This window comes from Flavobacterium olei (assembly GCF_039749035.1).
Classification (GTDB): Bacteria; Bacteroidota; Bacteroidia; order Flavobacteriales; family Flavobacteriaceae; genus Flavobacterium; species Flavobacterium olei.
The window spans coordinates 303,763-324,486 of record NZ_JBDKWC010000006.1 but is presented as its reverse complement, the minus strand read 5'-3'; the positions used below and the strand labels follow the sequence as shown (position 1 = coordinate 324,486).

The 20,724-nt window shown below is 30.5% G+C and carries 18 protein-coding genes; all 18 read left to right on the top strand.

What is annotated here, in order from left to right:
* Window positions 1-2: 2 nt before the first annotated feature.
* Window positions 3-986: an SDR family oxidoreductase gene (locus tag ABEB31_RS17405; protein WP_347052945.1), complete on the top strand. Its 984-nt coding sequence runs from the start codon at window positions 3-5 to the stop codon at window positions 984-986.
* 25 nt (window positions 987-1,011) lie between these two features.
* Window positions 1,012-2,403: a UDP-glucose 6-dehydrogenase gene (locus ABEB31_RS17400; protein WP_347052944.1), complete on the top strand. Its 1,392-nt coding sequence runs from the start codon at window positions 1,012-1,014 to the stop codon at window positions 2,401-2,403.
* A 60-nt stretch (window positions 2,404-2,463) separates the two neighbouring features.
* Window positions 2,464-2,928 carry a UpxY family transcription antiterminator gene (locus tag ABEB31_RS17395; protein ID WP_347052943.1) on the top strand — a complete coding sequence of 155 codons (465 nt, stop codon included), beginning with the start codon at window positions 2,464-2,466 and terminating at the stop codon, window positions 2,926-2,928.
* A 269-nt stretch (window positions 2,929-3,197) separates the two neighbouring features.
* A complete protein-coding gene (locus ABEB31_RS17390; RefSeq protein ID WP_347052942.1) occupies window positions 3,198-4,487 on the top strand; it encodes a nucleotide sugar dehydrogenase in 1,290 nt (429 codons plus the stop codon).
* A gap of 33 nt (window positions 4,488-4,520) precedes the next feature.
* Entirely contained in the window at window positions 4,521-5,525 is a 1,005-nt protein-coding gene (locus tag ABEB31_RS17385) for a mannose-1-phosphate guanylyltransferase (protein ID WP_347052941.1), read from the top strand.
* A gap of 11 nt (window positions 5,526-5,536) precedes the next feature.
* A complete protein-coding gene (rfbB, locus tag ABEB31_RS17380) occupies window positions 5,537-6,583 on the top strand; it encodes a dTDP-glucose 4,6-dehydratase (protein ID WP_347052940.1) in 1,047 nt (348 codons plus the stop codon).
* A gap of 2 nt (window positions 6,584-6,585) precedes the next feature.
* Entirely contained in the window at window positions 6,586-9,018 is a 2,433-nt protein-coding gene (locus ABEB31_RS17375) for an SLBB domain-containing protein (protein WP_347052939.1), read from the top strand.
* A gap of 5 nt (window positions 9,019-9,023) precedes the next feature.
* Window positions 9,024-10,097, top strand: a complete 1,074-nt coding sequence (locus ABEB31_RS17370) for a Wzz/FepE/Etk N-terminal domain-containing protein (protein ID WP_347052938.1) — start codon at window positions 9,024-9,026, stop codon at window positions 10,095-10,097.
* 115 nt (window positions 10,098-10,212) lie between these two features.
* Window positions 10,213-11,730 (top strand): murein biosynthesis integral membrane protein MurJ, encoded by a 1,518-nt coding sequence (gene murJ / locus ABEB31_RS17365; protein ID WP_347052937.1) that lies wholly within the window; start codon window positions 10,213-10,215, stop codon window positions 11,728-11,730.
* The gene (locus tag ABEB31_RS17360) at window positions 11,727-12,872 is read left to right on the top strand and encodes a glycosyltransferase family 4 protein (RefSeq protein WP_347052936.1); all 1,146 of its coding nucleotides are present in this window, start codon (window positions 11,727-11,729) and stop codon (window positions 12,870-12,872) included. Before murJ ends, ABEB31_RS17360 begins: the two co-directional genes overlap by 4 nt.
* A gap of 6 nt (window positions 12,873-12,878) precedes the next feature.
* Window positions 12,879-13,616 (top strand): acyltransferase, encoded by a 738-nt coding sequence (locus ABEB31_RS17355; protein ID WP_347052935.1) that lies wholly within the window; start codon window positions 12,879-12,881, stop codon window positions 13,614-13,616.
* 267 nt (window positions 13,617-13,883) lie between these two features.
* On the top strand, window positions 13,884-14,555 hold the full coding sequence (locus ABEB31_RS17350; RefSeq protein ID WP_347052934.1) for a DUF1919 domain-containing protein: 672 nt from the start codon (window positions 13,884-13,886) through the stop codon (window positions 14,553-14,555).
* Window positions 14,556-14,778: 223 nt separating this feature from the next.
* Complete coding sequence (locus tag ABEB31_RS17345) at window positions 14,779-15,441, top strand: acyltransferase (RefSeq protein WP_347052933.1); 663 nt, start codon at window positions 14,779-14,781, stop codon at window positions 15,439-15,441.
* 1 nt (window position 15,442) lies between these two features.
* Window positions 15,443-16,330, top strand: a complete 888-nt coding sequence (locus tag ABEB31_RS17340) for a glycosyltransferase family 2 protein (RefSeq protein ID WP_347052932.1) — start codon at window positions 15,443-15,445, stop codon at window positions 16,328-16,330.
* Between the two features lie 3 nt (window positions 16,331-16,333).
* The gene (locus tag ABEB31_RS17335) at window positions 16,334-17,503 is read left to right on the top strand and encodes a hypothetical protein (protein WP_347052931.1); all 1,170 of its coding nucleotides are present in this window, start codon (window positions 16,334-16,336) and stop codon (window positions 17,501-17,503) included.
* A 24-nt stretch (window positions 17,504-17,527) separates the two neighbouring features.
* Window positions 17,528-18,523 carry a CgeB family protein gene (locus ABEB31_RS17330; RefSeq protein WP_347052930.1) on the top strand — a complete coding sequence of 332 codons (996 nt, stop codon included), beginning with the start codon at window positions 17,528-17,530 and terminating at the stop codon, window positions 18,521-18,523.
* 12 nt (window positions 18,524-18,535) lie between these two features.
* Window positions 18,536-19,606 (top strand): glycosyltransferase, encoded by a 1,071-nt coding sequence (locus ABEB31_RS17325; RefSeq protein WP_347052929.1) that lies wholly within the window; start codon window positions 18,536-18,538, stop codon window positions 19,604-19,606.
* A complete protein-coding gene (locus ABEB31_RS17320; RefSeq protein ID WP_347052928.1) occupies window positions 19,607-20,722 on the top strand; it encodes an EpsG family protein in 1,116 nt (371 codons plus the stop codon).
* Window positions 20,723-20,724: the final 2 nt, after the last annotated feature.

Genomic DNA, 20,724 nt, shown 5'->3' with positions numbered 1-20,724 from the left:
ACATGGAAAATATAGCAAAAAATACAATTTTAATAACAGGCGGAGCTGGATTTATTGGTTCAAATTTGACTGAGTATTTTTTAGGCTTGGGAAATAAAGTAGTTTGTCTGGATAATTTTTCAACAGGACATCGTCATAACATAGGAGATTTTTTAGAAAATCCAAATTACAAACTTATTGAAGGAGACATTAGGGATTTAGATCGTTGTAATTTAGCAGTGGAAGGTGTTGATTATGTTTTGCATCAGGCTGCCTTGGGTTCTGTTCCAAGATCAATAAAAGATCCGATTACAACAAACGATGTAAATGTTTCCGGGTTCTTAAATATGCTCACTGCAGCGCGAGATGCAAAAGCGAAACGATTTGTATATGCAGCAAGTTCTTCAACATACGGAGATTCGCAAGGATTACCAAAAGTAGAAGATGTTATTGGAAAACCTTTGTCGCCTTATGCAATTACTAAATATGTAAATGAGTTGTATGCTGAAATTTTTAGTAAAACATACGGATTGGAAACGATAGGTCTTCGGTATTTTAATGTTTTCGGCAGGAAGCAAGATCCAGAAGGTGCATATGCGGCGGTGATTCCGAAATTTGTAAAACAATTTATGAATCATGAAAGCCCTGTAATTAACGGAGATGGGAATTACTCCCGTGATTTTACTTATATAGATAATGTCATTCAGATGAATGATTTGGCAATGACAAGTCAAAATCCGGAAGCAGTTAATATCGTTTACAATACTGCTTATGGAGAAAGAAATACCTTAAATGATTTAGTTAAATATCTAAAAGAATATTTATCACAATATGACCCTAAGATTGCTGATATAGAAATAGTTTACGGTGAAAACAGAGCAGGAGACATTCCGCATTCTTTAGCAAGTATTGACAAAGCCAAAAAACATCTTGGTTATGATCCGAAGTATTCTCTACAGGAAGGATTGAAAGAAGCTGTCGGATGGTATTGGAATAATTTAAAATAATCAAGATCAAGATAATAGAGATCAAATGAAAATTACAAAAATTTGCTGCATTGGTGCAGGATATGTTGGAGGTCCGACAATGGCAGTTATTGCGCAAAAATGTCCTGATATTCAGGTTACAGTTGTTGATTTGAATGAACAAAGAATTGCAGACTGGAATAATCCCAATCCGGAAAATATACCAATTTACGAACCTGGTCTTTCTGAAATCGTTGCAGAAGCGAGAGGCAGAAATCTATTTTTTTCGACAGATGTTGACAAAGCTATAGATGATGCTCAAATGATATTTATTTCGGTAAACACACCTACCAAAACCTATGGAAAGGGTAAAGGAATGGCAGCCGATTTAAAATATATTGAATTATGTGCAAGGCAAATTGCAAGAGTAGCAAAGCAAAATAAAATCGTGGTAGAAAAATCGACTTTGCCGGTACGAACTGCAGAAGCGATTAAAAGTATATTAGATAATACCGGAAACGGAGTTCAGTTTCAAATTTTATCAAATCCTGAATTTTTGGCTGAGGGTACAGCAGTAACCGATTTATTAAATCCAGACCGTATTTTAATTGGAGGAGATACAACAATAGAAGGTCAGGAAGCAATCAATTCGCTAGTTGATGTGTATGCAAATTGGGTCAGTAAGGATAAAATCCTCACAACTAATGTTTGGTCTTCAGAATTATCCAAGCTTACGGCCAATGCATTTTTGGCTCAACGTATTTCATCCATAAATGCGATGTCAGAATTATGTGAAAAAACGGGTGCAGATGTAAATGAAGTTGCAAAAGCAATTGGAATGGACAGTAGAATTGGACCTAAATTTCTAAAAGCATCTGTAGGATTTGGCGGATCTTGTTTTCAAAAAGATATACTGAATCTGGTTTATATTGCAAAATCGTACGGTTTAAATGAAGTTGCTGATTATTGGGAACAAGTCATCATTATGAATGATCACCAGAAAAGAAGATTTTCAAATAAAATTGTTCAGACCTTATACAATACGGTAGCCGATAAGAAAATCACCTTTTTAGGATGGGCTTTCAAGAAGGATACAAATGACACCAGAGAATCTGCAGCAATTTATGTAGCTAATGACCTAATAAATGAGCAGGCGAAAATTTCCGTTTTTGATCCTAAGGTTTCTAAAAACAAAATGTTAAATGATTTGAATTATTTAGAAACAAGAACAAATGAAGAAAATTTAAATGCATTAAATGTTTTTGAAAATGCTTATGAGGCATGTAAAGATGCGCATGCAATTGCAGTCTTAACAGAATGGGATGAGTTTACCACCTATGATTGGAAAAAAATTTATGACGCGATGCATAAACCAGCCTTTGTTTTTGACGGAAGGAATATTTTAGATGGTAAACAATTAGAATCAATTGGTTTCGTTTATAACGGCATAGGAGCGTAGTTGATTTTAAATGAAGTATAATAGCGAAGTTGTTGAGGATTACTTCATAAAATGATATAAATGAATTGGTACGTAGTATATACAAAACCTAAATGGGAAAAAAAAGTTGCCGATAAGCTAAATCAGTTAGGTATAGAGTGCTATTGTCCTCTAATTACACAAGTTAAACAATGGTCGGATCGAAAAAAGAAAGTAGAAGTTCCTCTTTTTAACTCTTATGTTTTTGTCCGCTTAAATGATTCTGAACGAAATTCTGCTTTTCAGGTTTCAGGAGTTGTGAGATATTTGTTTTGGTTGGGAAAGCCTGCAATTGTTAAGGACCAGGAAATAGAAATTATAAAACAGAGCTTAAAGGCGTCAAATTTAAGTGAGATTTCAGTTTCAAATATACAAGTTGGTGATAGGATTAAATTAGAATCTGGAGTATTTAGTAACCAAAATGCAATTGTACAGGAAGTTTCCAATAATTCTTATATTCTTGTGTTGGAAACATTAGGTTGTGTGCTTAAAATAAAATATAAATAATATCGTTATTCATTAATAAAAACAGAAGAGAAGTCTTTTATTGGATTTTTTCTTCTGTTTTTTTTATAAAGTAATTTTTTACAGTCTGATTTGTAAGCTGTTGTAAATCTTTACTTTTTCCTAAGGTTAATATTACGTGAAACCGTATTGAATAACTAGACTTATTGTATTATATTTGCCGAAAATGATTAATTTAGGTATCTGAGTCAGAAATATGTGACTTGGAACGGCGTAGCCGTGAAATTAAGAACCAAATTAATTTGCATTATATGAATTTAGAAAAAAAAGTGAAAATTGCAGTTGTAGGTTTAGGTTATGTAGGATTGCCTTTAGCTCGATTATTTGCTACAAAATATGCAGTTGTTGGATTTGATATAAATGAATCCCGCGTCAATTCTTTAAAATCCGGAACTGATACTACTTTAGAGGTTGAAGATGATGTTTTACAAAAAGTATTAATCGATAATCCTAAAGAAGAAACGGGTTTATATTGCACAACATCATTAGAAGATATTAGAGATTGTAATTATTATATTGTTACAGTTCCCACTCCTGTTGATAGAAATAACAGGCCGGATTTAACTCCATTATATAAATCAAGCGAAACTGTTGGTAAAGTTTTAAAAAAAGATGATATCGTAATTTATGAATCTACGGTTTATCCCGGCGTTACAGAAGAACAATGTGTCCCGGTTTTAGAACAGATTTCAGGATTAAAGTTTAACGAAGATTTTTTTGCAGGATATTCGCCAGAAAGAATAAATCCTGGAGACAAAGAACATACGGTCGAGAAAATTTTAAAAGTTACCTCAGGTTCAACTCCCGAAATAGGTCTTAAAGTTGATGAATTGTATAAGTCTGTAATTACAGCTGGAACTCATTTAGCTCCGTCTATTAAAGTAGCCGAAGCAGCAAAAGTTATAGAGAATTCGCAACGTGATATAAATATCGCTTTTGTAAATGAACTGGCGAAAATATTCAATTTAATGAATATTGATACGCAGGAAGTTTTAGAAGCAGCTTCAACAAAATGGAATTTTTTGCCGTTCAAACCAGGTCTTGTTGGAGGGCACTGCATAGGTGTGGATCCCTATTATTTAGCGCAGCGAGCACAGGAGTTTGGCTATCATCCTGAAATAATTTTAGCAGGAAGGCGTTTAAATGACAGCATGGGAGAGTATGTTGCTTCACAAATTGTGAAGTTAATGATAAAAAAAGGTATTTCAGTAAATGGAGCTGAGCTATTGATGCTTGGAATTACTTTCAAAGAAAATTGTCCGGATGTAAGAAATACTAAAATTGTTGATGTTGTAAGAGCCTTAAAAGAATATGGTATTGTCGTTACTATATTTGATCCGCTTGCGAATGGGCAGGATGTAATAAAAGAATATAATTTAATAACATTGGACTCTATTCCTGATAATAAATTTGATGCTATAGTCCTAGGAGTTTCACATTCGGAATTTTTAGAACTAGATTTTGCAAAATTGCAAAAGCCAGATAGTTTAATTTATGATGTAAAGGGGATTTTAGGAACTTTAGCTGATAATAGACTATAGTTTTTAAAATTCTTTTTTTTATTTTAAGAAAATATGAATAATAAATCAATAACACACGTAATCCTGACAGGTGGTGTGGGAAGCAGATTATGGCCGCTTTCTCGTAAAAGCAGACCAAAACAATACCTTGAAATATTTGAAGGGAAATCATTATTTGAAATGACTGTCGATAGAAACAGTCATTTGGCGAATAAAGTAATGGTTGTTGGTAATGTTGATAATCATCAACTTAGCGGACAAGTAATGGATAAGACCGATACCGCTTATGTGAACATTATTGAAGCTACACCTAGAAATACCGCTGCCGCAATTGCTTTTGCGGCATTTGCATCTGAACCGGAAGATATTTTAATCATTACTCCTTCAGATCACATAATTGATCAGATGGATAATTATAATCAGGCAATAGCTGAAGCAGTTTCAAAAGCTAAAGATGGTTTCATCGTTACTTTTGGGGTGATTCCTACTAAACCAGAGACAGGTTACGGTTATATTGAAGCAGAGGGCGATAACGTTATTTCATTCCGTGAAAAGCCAAATGAGACCACAGCAAAAGAGTTTATTGCAAAAGGTAATTTCTTATGGAACAGTGGAATGTTTTGTTTTAAAGCCAGTGTTCTTTTAGAAGAATTAAAGCAATTTCAACCAGACGTTTACGAAAAGTCAAAAAAAGTTTGGGAAGCAAGTAAAGACGGATTTTTAGATTTAGATCTGTCTATGGAAATTCCATCCATAAGTATTGATTATGCTGTGATGGAAAGAAGTAAAAAAATCAAGGTTGTACCTGCTTCTTTTTCCTGGTCAGACTTAGGATCATTCGAGTCAGTTTATGATTATTTAGCGTCGAGAGGACATTCAGTTGATAATAATGGCAATATGGTGATAGGCTGCGATAAGCATACGACTTTTTTAGGCGTAAAAAATACTATTTTTGTATACACAGAGACCGCTAATTTGATTTTGCAAAAAGAAAGTTCACAAGATGTAAAAGATATTTACAGCGAATTAGAAAAGATAAATTCAGAATTACTAAATTAAGTAAACTTAAAATGAAAAAAATTTTAATAACTGGTGGAGCCGGTTTTATTGGTTCTCACGTTGTAAGACGTTTTGTAAATAAATATCCCGATTATCAAATTTTTAATTTGGACGCATTAACATATGCAGGTAACTTAGAAAATATAAAGGATATTGAAAATAAAACTAACTACACTTTTATTAAAGGAGATATAGTAGACGAGTCATTTATTAATGAACTTTTTGCTACTCATAATTTTGAAGGAGTGCTTCACCTGGCTGCAGAATCACATGTAGATCGATCAATTGAAGATCCTTTAGCATTTGTGAAAACAAATGTTATAGGAACGATGAATTTACTTAATGCTGCCAAAAACCAGTGGAAAGACAATTTTGAAGGAAAGAGATTTTATCATATCAGCACAGATGAAGTATATGGTTCGTTAGGTGCAGAAGGACTTTTTACAGAGACTACAGCATATGATCCAAATTCTCCTTATTCTGCCTCAAAAGCGAGCTCTGACCATTTCGTACGAGCGTATGGAGAAACATACGGATTACCTTATGTACTGACAAATTGTTCAAACAATTATGGTTCCTATCACTTTCCAGAAAAACTGATTCCCTTATTCATAAATAATATTATTAATAATAAACCATTGCCAGTTTATGGTGACGGAAATTATACCAGAGATTGGCTTTTTGTAGAAGATCACGCGATCGCCATTGATCTTGTTTTCCATGAAGGTAAAAACCATGAAACTTATAATATAGGAGGTTTTAATGAATGGAAAAACATTGATTTGGTTAAATTATTATGTGAAATAATGGATTCTAAGTTAGATAGAGAGAAGGGAACATCTCAAAATCTTATTACTTATGTTAAAGACAGACCTGGTCATGATTTACGTTATGCTATTGATGCTTCAAAAATTAATAAGGAATTAGGCTGGAAACCATCAGTTACTTTTGAAGAAGGTTTGGAAAAAACAATAAACTGGTATTTAAGCAATCAGGAATGGCTTAATAATGTAACTTCAGGAGCTTATAAAGATTATTACGAAAAACAATATTCATAAAAATGAAAAAAATAACATACGTTCTTACCATAATTTTTGTATTGATGCTGTCTATAAACAGTAATGCACAAGATATTATGAGATCTAAAGATTTGAGCACCGTAAAAGTTGATTATATTTCTGACGATGATCTGGCAAAGTTGAGTGCTCAGCTAAAAAGCAATAATACTACTATTGATCAGGTTGAGTCTATGGCTCTGTCTAAAGGAATGTCTCAAGTTGAATTTAACAAATTAAGAGTTAAGTTGACGGAGTATGAAAAGAAAAATCTAAAAGAAAAAAGCAAAGACTCTAAAGCAGATACTTCAAGCAAAAGTGAGGACTTTGGTAGAAGACAGGAAAAAATTAGAAATGAAAAAGTAAAGGATTCGGCTAACGCGCTAATTTTTGGCTCAGAACTTTTTGATAATCCAACGTTAAACTTCGAGCCCGATTTAAAAATGGCTACACCAGTAAATTATATTTTAGGGCCAGGCGATGAACTGCAAGTGAGTGTCTATGGTGTTCAGGAATATAATGCTAGCATTCCGGTAAGTGTCGAAGGAAAAGTTACGATAGATTACGTTGGACAAATCGCAGTTTCAGGAATGTCAATTGAAGCTGCTACACAAAAAATTAAATCAGCAATTGCGCGAGTATATAGTACAGTAGGATCTGGGCAATCACAAGTAAGTGTTAGCTTGGGTCGAATTAGAACTATTAAGATTACAATAGTTGGGGGTAAACAACCAGGTAATTACTCTATTTCATCTCTGGCTACAGTATACAATGCATTACATTTAGCAGGTGGTCCTGGAAAGAATGGTAGTTACAGAAACATAGAATTAATTAGAAATAACAAGGTTTACAGAAACGTTGATATCTACAGATTTTTAGTAAAAGGTGATCAGTCTGATAATGTTACCTTAAAAGAGAATGATGTGATCAGAATTCCGGCATATTCTGAAAGAGTAACTGTTGAAGGAGAGGTAAAGCGTCCAGGTATTTTTGAAATGAAAAAAGGGGAAACTTTCTCTGATCTGTTAAATTTTGCTTCAGGATTTAATGAATTTGCGTATACGGCATCTGTAAATGTAATTCAAAAAACGGGAAAAGAATTTAAAGTACACGATATTAATGAAAGTGAATATAAATCATATCAGCCACAATCTGGTGATGTTTTTAGAATTACGAAAATTTTAAATCGTTTTGAAAATAGAATTAAGATTGAAGGAGCAGTTTTTAGACCAGATTATTATTCTTTTACCGAAGGAATGAGAGTTTCTGATCTTGTTACAAGAGCTGAAGGTTTAAAAGAAGATGCATATAGCAAGCGTGCCAGAATTATACGTTTGAAAACGGATTTAAGTACGGAAATTGTAAATGTAAATTTAGAGGCTGCATTGTCTGGTGACTTAGCGGCAGATATTGAGTTGAAACGTGAAGACATTGTAACAGTTTATTCTATTTTAGATTTTAGAGAGGAATACAAAGTAACTATTGACGGCGAAATCAAAAATCCGGGTGAATATGAATTTTACGAGAACTTAACTCTTAATGATTTAATTGTTCAGGTTGGAGGATTAACAGGTTCGGCTTCTAAAAGAGTTGAAATTGCAAGAATGGTAAAATCCGATGAAATTGATGATGCAGATCCAAAACGTATAGAATTGGTGGAACTGGAAATAACAGCAGATAATAATGAACAGGTTAAAAACTTCATTTTAAAGCCATTTGATGTTATCAATATTCGAAGAATTGCTGTTTATGAAAAGCCGGAAATGGTTTCAATTACTGGTGCAGTTAGTTATCCGGGTAAATATGTTTTAGCAAATAAAAAAGAAACAGTTTACAATGTAGTAATGAGAGCTGGAGGATTAACATCTATCGCTAATCTTGATGGAATGAAAATAAAAAGACCAATCAAGCAAGAGCAAATTGAACAATTGGAACGTATTGATCTAAATTTATCTAAAAGTGATACACTGAAAGAAAAATTGAGTAAAAAGCTAAGAGAAGACTTAAAATACGTAACGATACCTGTAAATTGGGAAAAAATTGTAAAAGATAAAAATCATTATTCTAACGTGACATTATTTGCCGGAGATGAAATTGAAGTTGCTATTTATAATGAAGGAGTAAAAGTAACTGGAAATGTATTATTGACTTCTGAAATTCCTTACAGAAGCGGAAAAGGATTTAAATATTACATTAACTCAGTTGGGGGGGTAGATAGTAAAGGATGGAAGAGAAAAGCTTATATAATTTATCCTAATGGGAAGGCTGATGTAACAACTTCATTTTTGTTTTTTAGATCTTACCCTAAAGTTGAACCAGATTCTCAGATTGTAGTTCCGGAAAAACCTGAAAGGAAGAAGATGAGCGCAGGAGAATGGGCTGGTCTAGGTACAGCTTTTGCAAGTTTAGCATTATTAATTGTTACTGCTTTTAAATAAATTTAATGGAAAAAACAAATGATAAGCACGATGAAATATCGTTGAAAGAATTAGTAGTTAAAATCAAAGATTGGGGTATTTATCTTTTGTCAAAATGGAAAGTTATTGTTTTGGCAGGACTTCTAGGAGGGTTTTTAGGATTAGTTTATTCATTTTCAAAAAAGCCTATTTATACTGCCACTTTAACATTTGCTATGGAAGATGAAAAAGGAGGTGGCGGTTTAGGTGGTGCATTAGGTTTAGCCAGTTCCTTTGGTTTAGATTTAGGTGGTAGTGGTGGAGGAATTTTTTCAGGAACAAATTTAACAGAACTTTTTAAATCACGATCAATGGTTGAAAAGACTTTGTTAATGCCAATTAATTTTAAAGGTAAAGAAATTTCTTTTGCAGAAATGTATATTGAAAATAATGAATGGCGGATGAATTGGCAGGATAATAAAAAATTTAAATTCATTGAATTTTTACCTAATTCTGATCGTACTAAGTTTACTCGAGCTCAGGATAGTATATTAGGAAAAATATACAGTAATATATCTCAAGGAGGAGGATTAAAAGTTGCACAAAAAGACAAAAAGGTTGCTATTGTTAGTATTGATGTTTCTTCAGGAAACGAATTGTTTGCAAAGTATTTTTGTGAAGCTTTAGCAAAGCAAGTTGGAAAATTTTATGTAGAGACGAAAAGTAAAAAAGCCAGAATGAATATGGCAATTTTGGAGCGTCAAGTAGATTCCATCCGTAGAGAACTTAATGGTGCAATTACTGGAGTTGCTATCGCAAACGATAATACATTCAACTTAAATCCAGCTTTAAATGTTCGTCGCGCTCCATCTGTAAGAAGACAAGTAGATGTACAAGCAAATACAGCTATTTTAACAGAACTAGTTAAGCAATCTGAACTGGCAAAAGTTACTTTACGCAAAGAGACACCATTGATTCAGATTATAGACAAGCCGATCTTGCCATTATTTAAAGAACGGTTTGGAAAAGCTAAGGGAATTTTATTCGGTGGAATATTGGCTGGTTTTGTCACTGTTTTAATTTTGATTATCAGAAAAATTTTTAAGGAAATGTCGTTTTAGTAAGTATTATTATAAACTAATTCTAAAATTTTAATTCTTATTATTTTAAAATTACTTTTCTGAATATTCATCCAAATATAGTAGGAGATGTAATAAAAAAAACTCCTTTTAAAACATGCCTGAATCTAATTTAAAAACAACAACATTTTACCTCTTTATATTACGTCTACTTCGAATGTCATTATCGATAGTTACGTTGCCGTTAACAGCTAAGTACTTTGGAGTAAGTATAGAACGAGATGCATGGATTTTGACTACGACTATTTTTTCTACATTTGGATTGGCTTTATGGGGACCTCTTGATGAAACCTTTCGTACCAAGTTTGTTTTTATAAAAGAAATGGAAGGTGAGAAGGCCGCATTATCCAAAGCAGTCTCTTTGGTAGGATTTACTGTTTTAGTTACAATAATTTTAAGCTTTATTGTTCTTATGTTTACTCACCCTATTGCTCATCTTTTAGATCCTACAGGATCTCCAAAAAAGTTATCACTTATTGTATCGTTGATGATGATTATGTTGCCAACATTATTAATTAATCAAGTTACTTCTATAGGTATAAGTGTGCTGAATGCGTATGACATTTATTATCTTCCTGAGTTTGCTGGTTCTGTAGCATCAGTATGTAATTTATTAATGATTATCTTTCTTGCGCCTGTTATTGGAATTTATTCGTTAGCGATATCACAATACGTGGCCATTCTATTGTTATTAATAGCTGTAATCTATTATGTAAGAAAACAATCATTTAAACTTCGTCCCTTTTGGATAATATATTGGAAAGATATTAAAGTTTTTATTCTTTTTGCTCTACCATTCTTTTTTCCCTATTTTGCTGGACAAATTAATCAATTAGCTGAAAAATTAATTGCCAATTCATTGGGTGATGGAAGTGTTTCTTCACTAGACTATGCTCGTCAGTTTTCAATGATACTTCAGTCAGTAATTTCCAGTGTATTAACTACGGTTATGGTGCCCATGTTAGCTAAAAGTTTTGCGCAAAAAGATAAAGATCAATTTGCAATAATTGTTAAGGAAAATTTTACTACTTGCTTTGCTATTATGTGTCTAACTGTCCCTATATTTATTGGATCAGCCACTCCTTTAATTAAATTCTTTTTCGAACATGGTAAAGTTTCTTCAGATGCACTACTAGTCATTACCAATTTAATGCGCTATTATGGTTTAGCATTTATCGGAATTATTCTTTACATAATATTTGGTTTAATTTTACTGGCTTCAAATAAAGGAAAGATATATGCTTTTTGGGGAATACTAGCTCAGGTAATTGTACTTGTCTTTAATATCAGTATGGTAAATAAGTTAGGAATTAATGTATTTCCTATATCTGTAGGTTTAGGTCATCTATTAACAGCTTTTATTTTAAGCTATTTTGTAATGTTGGATGGAAAGGTTTTGATGTATTTGCGCATAGCTAAATATATCTCAATATTGTTTATCATATCTGGGGTATTATATTTTCTTAATTTAAAACCAGTCTCAAATGTTATGTTTATTCAACTTCTTGTGAATGCAATAGTGTTATTAATTATGTTTACTATTTTTTCAAAATTCCTAGATGTAAATATTATGCTATATGGAAAAAAAATAATATCTAAAGTTTCAAGAAAATGAGCGAAAAGAATCTCACATTAGTATTTAATCCACTTTGGCCAGAACATATCAGTAAGGACGTATTTTTTGTACCTTACTATTTAGGGAAGAAGCTTGATTATAATGTTAATATATTATATACTCCTTCGGAAAAAAATAAAGTTCTTCCTAATGTTATGAAGGGAGTGAAACTTGTACCTTTAAAACTGAACAGAGAACCACAGTCCACATTTACGGAACTGTTAAAAACATGTTTATATATTGCGAAGAATGCAAAATCAATTGACATGTTAATGTTTATTCGTAGCTGTTCTCCATATTATGAACTTCAATCTTTTATATACAAAAAGTTAAATTCTAAAGGAAAGGTTTATGTTAAATTAGATATAAATCCAAATGTAATAGTCGAGGAGAAAAAAGATTCTCGATTTTCATTTAAATATTTTATTCATCAGAAAATTAAGATTGCGTCATTAAAATTAATTGATAATTTTTCATGTGAGACATCAAACTCCTATGAAGAATTAAAAAAAACTCATGTTCCGGAGTTCCAATTTGGTGACAGATTGCAATTATTGCCAAATGGCTTTGATGAAGAATTATTACAAACATTGTGTATTGATGAACGGAATTTCGAAAAAAAAGATAATTTAATCATCACTGTTGGTCGGTTGGGCAGTCCAGAAAAGAATACAGAAATGTTTCTACGAGCATTAGCTAATGTGGACCTTAATACTTGGCAAGTTTGTTTAATAGGAACTATAGAACCTGTAATAGAAGAAACTATACAATTATTCTTTAAAGATAATCCTGATAAAATAGATTCAGTAAAGTTTGTTGGACCTATTTATGATAAGAAGGAGTTATGGGAATATTATAACCGTGCGAAAGTTTTTGTGTTGACATCCGATTGGGAAAGTTACGCATTGGTACTTAACGAGGCAAAACGTTTTCGAAATTATATTGTTTCAACAGAGGTTGGCGCTTGTACAGATCTCATTGAAAAAGGGAGGTATGGTGTAAGTATACCTGTTAAAGATCATTTAAGGCTCATTGAAGTTTTAAATGAAATTGTTGCAGAAAAGCGGAATATTGATGTTTATAAGGGATATGATGTTGAAGATTTATCTTGGCAAACCCAAATTAAAAAATTAAAATTATAATTAATTATGAGTAATTTATTTTTAGTAATTCTCATTATAATTATTCTATTTAGAAGAATTGTTGGGATTTTCTTGTCATTTATTCCACTAAGACTTTTTAATCAAAGAGCTGAGAGATATATAACTAATGAGTATTCTCAGAATAAAGAAAGTGAAATTAATACTGACACTCTAACAGCAAGCAAGACATTTAAGGCTTTTTTACTAAACTATATTTATGGATTTAATCGTTACTGGGATTTTGAATGTGGTCGAATACCTTCTCATCGTATTCGAAATTTTATGTATAGAAATATATGGTTTGTAAAATTAGCACCTAAAGCAGTTATTTATTGGGGAGCTGAGATCCGAGCAGGTTATAATCTTACGATTGGTGAAGGAAGTATTATGGGAGATAATGTCTTGTTAGATGCTCGAAATAAGATAATTATTGGCAAGAATGTTAATTTTTCGTCTCGAGTATGTATATATACTGAACATCATGATCACCGAGATCCCTATTTTGGAGGAAATTCTGATGCGTCATTTCGGGTACAAATTGATGATAGAGCATGGATAGGTCCTAATGTTATTATTCTTCATAGTGTTCATATTGGCGAAGGTGCTGTTGTAGCAGCTGGTAGTGTAGTAACAAAAGATGTTCCTCCATTTGCCATTGTAGCTGGAATACCTGCAAAGATCATAGGTGAACGTAATCATGACTTAAGATACGAATTTGATGGAAATCATTTACCGTTTTATTAATCTTAGTTTAGTTTAAGATTATTAGAATAATAAGTTCAAGATTTAAACTATTATCTAGTAATGACTTATTTAGAAGAAAAAATGTTAGTATAATAACAAATTTCTTTTGTTATTATTAGAATTTAAATCAAAAAAACTATTGTGAGATGAAAACGTTAATTTAATTAATAATAATAATAATAATAATAATAATAATAATAATAATAATAATAATAATAATAATAATAATAATAATAATAATAGTAGTAAATTTATTAATAATTCAACATGATTTTAATAAAAATTGTAGGGCTTTTAGATAAGATATATTGCGTAGTTGCACGTACACGTTTGAAAAATCATAATTTCACCATTATTTCAAACGATTGTTGGGGTGGAGGTGTGTATGAAGATCTACAATTGCAATATACAACTCCTATAGTTGGTTTATTTTTTCATGCCCCATGTTACATTGATTTTTTAGAGAATTTTAATCACTTGATTCATTTGCAATTGTTATTTAAAGATGAGTCAAAGTATAAGGAAGCTAATGATTACCGTTTTCAAAATAATCATTATTATCCGATTGCAAAACTAAAAGAGGTTGAAGTACATTTTTTGCATTATGAGAGCGTACAAGAAGCAATAAGTAACTGGAATAGACGTAAAGCCCGAATAAATTATAATAATTTGTTTTTTAAGTTTTCCGACAGTAATTTGTGCACACCTGAATTAATAGAACGTTTTGATAAGTTACCTGTGCCAGAAAATAATAAAGTAATGTTTGCAGCAAAAAAAATGAACACTGTTAAATCGGTAGTTTTTTTAAGACATTATAAAAGGAAATTATCTATTGGTGATATTTATAATAATCGTTGGGCTTACCGAAAAAATTTTGATGTAGTTAAATGGCTCAATAAAGGTAATCGTAAGAATGCCAATGTGACGGATATAGTTTAATTTCTTTGTTAAATATTGAGCTAAAATAAGTAAAAGTATACTGATTATTATACTCAGCATTAAATTTACGGTCAAAATTTTATTAAATTTATAGCTTGACTTTACAGCCGATATTATCTGTGAAAATGTAAGTTTTAGTTTTTTAATAATGTTTTGAGTAACAGTTTTGATGAAATTTGTTTGTTTTTAAATTAATTATTATAGCATTTTTTAAATATTTTTTATGAAAAAGCAGTTGATAAAATTCAGCTATTTTATAGCAGGTTTTATAGGTAAGATTTTGTCTTATATTTATCCTTTACGTCTATCTGCTTGGATTGATGTGTGTACGCGACATATTTATACTGCGAGAATTTCCAGCTTGTTTAAAAAATTTGGATCATGTTCTTCCATTCATAGAAAAGCTACAGTGATAGGCGGTAAATATATATCCATTGGAAATGATGTTTGTATAATGAAAGATGCTATCCTTACAGCTTGGGAAATAAATGATTCGGAAGAACATTTCGTTTTTCCAGAGATAACTTTTGGTGATGGAACAGTAATCGGAGAACAAAGTCATATAACTGCAATTCATAAAATTTCTATTGGAAAAAATGTACTTTCTGGAAGATGTTTGACTATAACTGATAACGGGCATGGAGATACTAATTTTAAAAGTATGGATAGTACTCCGCGTCAGCGTCCACTTTATTCAAAAGGTCCTGTAATTATTGAAGATAACGTGTGGTTAGGTGACAAAGTAACTGTATTGCCAGGTGTAACTATAGGTAGAAATAGTATTGTTGGAGCAAATGCAGTAGTAACAAAAAATATTCCACCTTTCAGTATTGTAGGTGGTAATCCGGGAAAAATTATTAAAACCTTATCTTCTCAAGATTCTTAACATGGATGTTTCTATAATTATAGTAAATTATAATACTCAAGAGCTAACACTTCAATGTCTACGTTCAGTTTATGAGAAAACTGCGGGAATATCATTTGAAGTAATTGTAGTAGATAATGCTTCTTCAGATGATTCTGTAAAGCAAGTTAGAATAGAATTTCCTCAGGTTATACTTATAGAAAGTCCTGAGAATTTAGGATTTGGAAGAGCTAATAATTTAGGATTTGAGCATTCAACAGGTGATTATATCTTCTTACTGAATTCTGACACGTTATTAGTCAATAATGCCATTGAGATACTATGGCGATTTCTAAATCAGAATTCAGATATAGCAATTGTAGGAGGACAATTATTTGAAGAAGATGGTGTCACTACAACTCATTCTTATTCTTTTTTGTTTCCCTCTATATTGATGGAGATTGATGTATTATTACGTTGGGCTATTAGCAATAGAATAGAAAAGAAAAAATTGAAAAATATAAAAACAGACCATTTTATTACTGTTGCGAATGTTACTGGAGCAGATATGATGTTGAGACGTAGCGATATAGAACAATATGGTTTTTTTGATCCTAGCTTTTTTCTATATTTTGAGGAAACAGAGTTATCTTATCGATATTACCGTAAGGGAAGGAAGTCCGTATTCTTTCCTGAAGCAAAAATCATTCACTTAGCAGGAGGTAGTTTTTCGTTAGCAAAAGCACGTAGTAAGTTTTATGTACAAGGGCGAAAAAACTATTATAAAATTACTCATAGTATTTTATACCGTAAACTTGCAGATTTTATTTGGGGTATTACCTATATCTCTGAAGTAATTCGAAATGCAAAAAGCCGTTCAAAGCGAAAAGAATGGTTTAACAGAATTAAATTGGCTTTAAACAAAAGTTAATATTTGCAGGATTTTACTATGAAAATACGAATGGTTGATAGTGTCTGTTATGATAATTGGCACTTAAATTTTAATTCTCAGTTAATAGAAATTTTGACTAATGTTGCTTCTTCTGTTGAATATAGAGGAGCTCAGAAGATAGGTCTTAACAAGTTAAATGTTAGAAGTAAAAATTTATATGTGATCAAGGGAACAGGTCCATGGAATATAATCTTGCGTTTCATTTTTACTATTTTTAATGATATTTGGCAATTATTTATATCTCCACATGATCAAATTATCGTTTACAGTTTTGATGCTACCGTTTCTGTGCGTTTAATAAATTTTATTAATAAAATATTAAAAAAACGTATTATAATGTTTAGACATGGTTCTATGGAAATGCTTCAAACTAGTCCAACAGGTAAAGGAATATTCTATAGCTTTGAAAATAATCTTACCAGACAGTTTTTTCTAAATAAACATATTAAAATTAGTAGCAATTTACATTTCTTTGTTTTAGGAGATATAATCTTAAAGAATTTATATTCTAGATTACCAGAAAATATAATGAGTAATTTTTATTCAATAGATCATCCGTATGATTTTAATAGAAATACTTATGTCAAGAAAAATAAAGAAACAAAAGAACTAAATATTGGGACTGTTGGCGTTTTTAATGAATATAAAGGAGGAAAAGATTTCTTGCAATTAGCAAAACTTTTAAAACACAAAAAAGCGGTCAATGTTAATTTATTTATTTCGGGTAGAATTAATTTTAACATTTCTCTTCTAAAAAAAGCAGGAATTAATTTGCCATCTAATGAAGGGAGAAGCATGATAAGTGCAGAAGAGTTAAATAATCGTATAGATCAATTAGATTTTGTTTTATATTTTTACCCTTCAGATACTTATCGTTTAACTGCTAGTGGAGCAATTTTTGATGCAATAAACAGAAAAAGACCTATAATAGCAATAAGGAATGATTATTTTGAATACATCTTTACTAAGTTCGGTTCAATAGGTTATCTTGTTGATTCTGTGAGCGAAATGGCTGACATAATTTTTCTGATTTCAAAAAAATCAGAAAAGAATATTGATTTTGATTTTGAAAAAGTTCAAAATTTATTATCAGTTCAAAATTTAACTAAAATATTTTCAAAGCAATTACAAGAAATTGGATTTGATAAGTAATAAATTTAATAAAATAAAAGATTGATGAAAATAGCTCTTTTAGGAAGTAAAGACTTTGATAGCCTTGAGTATCATCTTAATGAATCGTTTTCTTTTTTAGGGAATTTCGTAATTCATATAGACATAAAAGATGCTATAGCGGTTCCTTATAAATATAATTATATGGCATCTAAGTTTCTTAAAAAATATGATGAGTTTTTGTTTCGGAAAGTAGCAAAAAAAATTGTAGAATCTGATCCGGAATTAGTAATATGCACTTATCGATTCATTAATCCAATTTGTATACGATTGATTAAACACGCTTTACCAAAAGTAAAAGTAATTCATATTAATCCAGATCAGTTAACAACATTAGAATATCAGCAGATTTTTGCATCACCTTATGATGCTTATTTTACTAAAGACCATTATATGGTAGATTTCATGAAGAATAAAATGGGTTTAAATACTTTTTATTTGCCAGAAGCCTTTAATCCACGGGTTCATATCAAACCTCAAGTTGATAGAGTTGAATTAGAGCATAAATTAGGAATCGACTTATTGAGTTTTGGAACTATGTATCCATATAGAGCAAATATGGTAGCAAAATTAATAGAATCGAATATAAATGTTTCACTTTTTGGAAGCATGGATCGTCGTTTTTTTAGAGATGATTTAAAGCTTAAATTTAACTCAGAATTTATTACAGGTCAAAGGAAGTCAGAACTTGTCTATGGATCAAAAATAGTATTTAACAACTTCCATTATGCCGAAATTGAATCAGCAAATGTGAAATTTTTTGAGATTGGCGGCATTGGAGGATTCCAAATTTGTGATTACAAGTCAAGTTTAAAAGAATATTCATCAATTCCAGTTGAGGATTTTACCTATAAAAATATTAATGAAGCCATAGATTTAATAAATTTTTATTTGGACAAACCATTATTACGATATGAATTATCTTTAAAGCAATATGAATATTTTCTATTAAATCATACTTACGAGCACAGGATAGATCAGTTAATGAGATTAATCTATTAATGTACTGAAGCCATGAGTTTTATTGATATTAAAAGAGTTGTGTTCTTTGGTTTTAACAATATGTTTAAGCATAAGAGAGGTGTTGAAAATGTTATAGAATTTCAATCCAAGGCAAGTCTAAGTGAAATTAACTATTATATACATTGGGATAATAAAACGAAAATTTATCATTACGATAATTTGATATGTATATCAATTAAAAAAGATATTTTTTGGATTTTAACTCTAAATATCATTTTATATAAAATTATAAAAAAAGAAAAAAAAGTATTAATTCATTCTCATAATGCATTAATGAGTATTTTCAGTGTTTATCAAAGTAATCTATACACACTGCACGATGCTCTTTATTATTTAACTAAAGCAACAAATCATAAACTAAATATTTTCTTTTTTGTCCTTGAAAAATTTTTATACTTTAGAGTAAAACACGTACATTTTATTTCTGAGTATGCTAAACAGATGAGTTTATATGGTAATCGTAAAAACTATACAATAATATTTAATACCTCACATCTAGAAAAATATAATTTAGATTGCCTTAAAACAAATAGTAAAAGGACAAATTTCCAGGCTTCATCAATTAAGGTTTTTATAGTTAGAAGTATTGAAGATAGAGCAAGAATAGATTTAATTATTGATGTGGCAACAAAGTTGATTAACAGTGATTTCGAATTTTTTGTAGCTGGAAAAGGTCCTTTGCTATCTTATTATCAAGACAAGATAGAAAGCAATCAATTGGAAAATATTACATTACTGGGCTACGTTCCTGATGCAGAACTTATAGATTACTATAAAGAATGTGACATTGTAATAGTGCCAGCCGAATACGGTGAAGGATTTGGTTTGCCAATCATAGAAGGATATCTTTTTAATAAACCTGTTATTGCTTCAAATAAATGTGCCATTCCTGAAATTATTTGTTCAAATGACTTTTTATTTGAAAATTCTATTGAAAGTTTAATAGAAAAATTAAATTCTGTAAATGTTAAATCAAACTATAATTTTTATGATTTTTACAATAAATTTTATTCAAACTTTATAATTATCAAAAAGTTTAACGAATTATATAAAACCATTTAAATGGCAATATATATAATTACATTATTTCTATTGTTGTTGTTCTCATTTTTTGAGTTAAGATGTGAATTAACAAAAAGCCAAAAGAATATAATGAGTTTTATCCTTTTTTTTGTTTTTGTTTTTCAAGCTGGTTTACGATGGAAGACAGGTACAGATTGGCAAGTTTATTTAGATAATTTTGAAAATACAATAGATTACAGTTCAGTTATTATTAATATTTTAGCTGGATTTGAAATTGGCTATGGAAGTTTTGTTTTTTTAATAAAAAATATAACTGATAGCTATTCTGTTTTCTTAGTAATTCACGCAATAGTATATTATTTTTTGATTTTTTATGCAACTAAAAAATTAAGTCCATTTCCTTTTGTCACATTATTAGTTTTTTATGTTTCTACACTAGGTGTATTAGGGTCAAACCGTCAATTGTTAGCTGTTGCAATTTGTTTGTTTTCCATACAATATGTATTAGATAAAAAACCGTATAAGTTTTTTTTTTTAATAGCAATTGCTTTTCTATTTCATTCTACTGCAATACTTTTTTGCATCATGTATTTTTTAAATAGACCAGTAAAAGTTAATATGGTAATTTTTATAATTTTTATTTCGTTTATTATAGGGAAAACTAGTATTCCAATTCACGTATTTTCAATTTTAGGAAGTAGTGTTGGTGGAGCAGGAGAATCTAAAGTTTCAGCATATACAGAGCTTGCTGGTGAAGTAATGTCGGATCATGCACTTAGTTTAGTTGGATTGATTAGGAGATTATTATATCTAACGTTATTTTTGTATACTTCTAAAATATTGCAAAAAAAAATAATTTATTATAATTTAATTTTCAACGGTTATCTTTTTGGCCTGGCTTTTTATTTTTTGTTTTCAAGCTCTTTAATAATCATGGTTAATAGAGGGAGTTTATATTTTAATGTGCTGGAATGTTTATTGATTTCATGTCAGTTTATTATTTTAAAAGACAGATTAGAAAGATGTTATGTATTGTTGCTGCTTTTCGTATTTTGTATTTTTCTCTTTTACCAATCGATTTCAGCTTACGAGGACCTATTTATACCTTACAAAGGAATTTTAATTAATCAAGATTTTGATAGAGAGATGTATTAGTA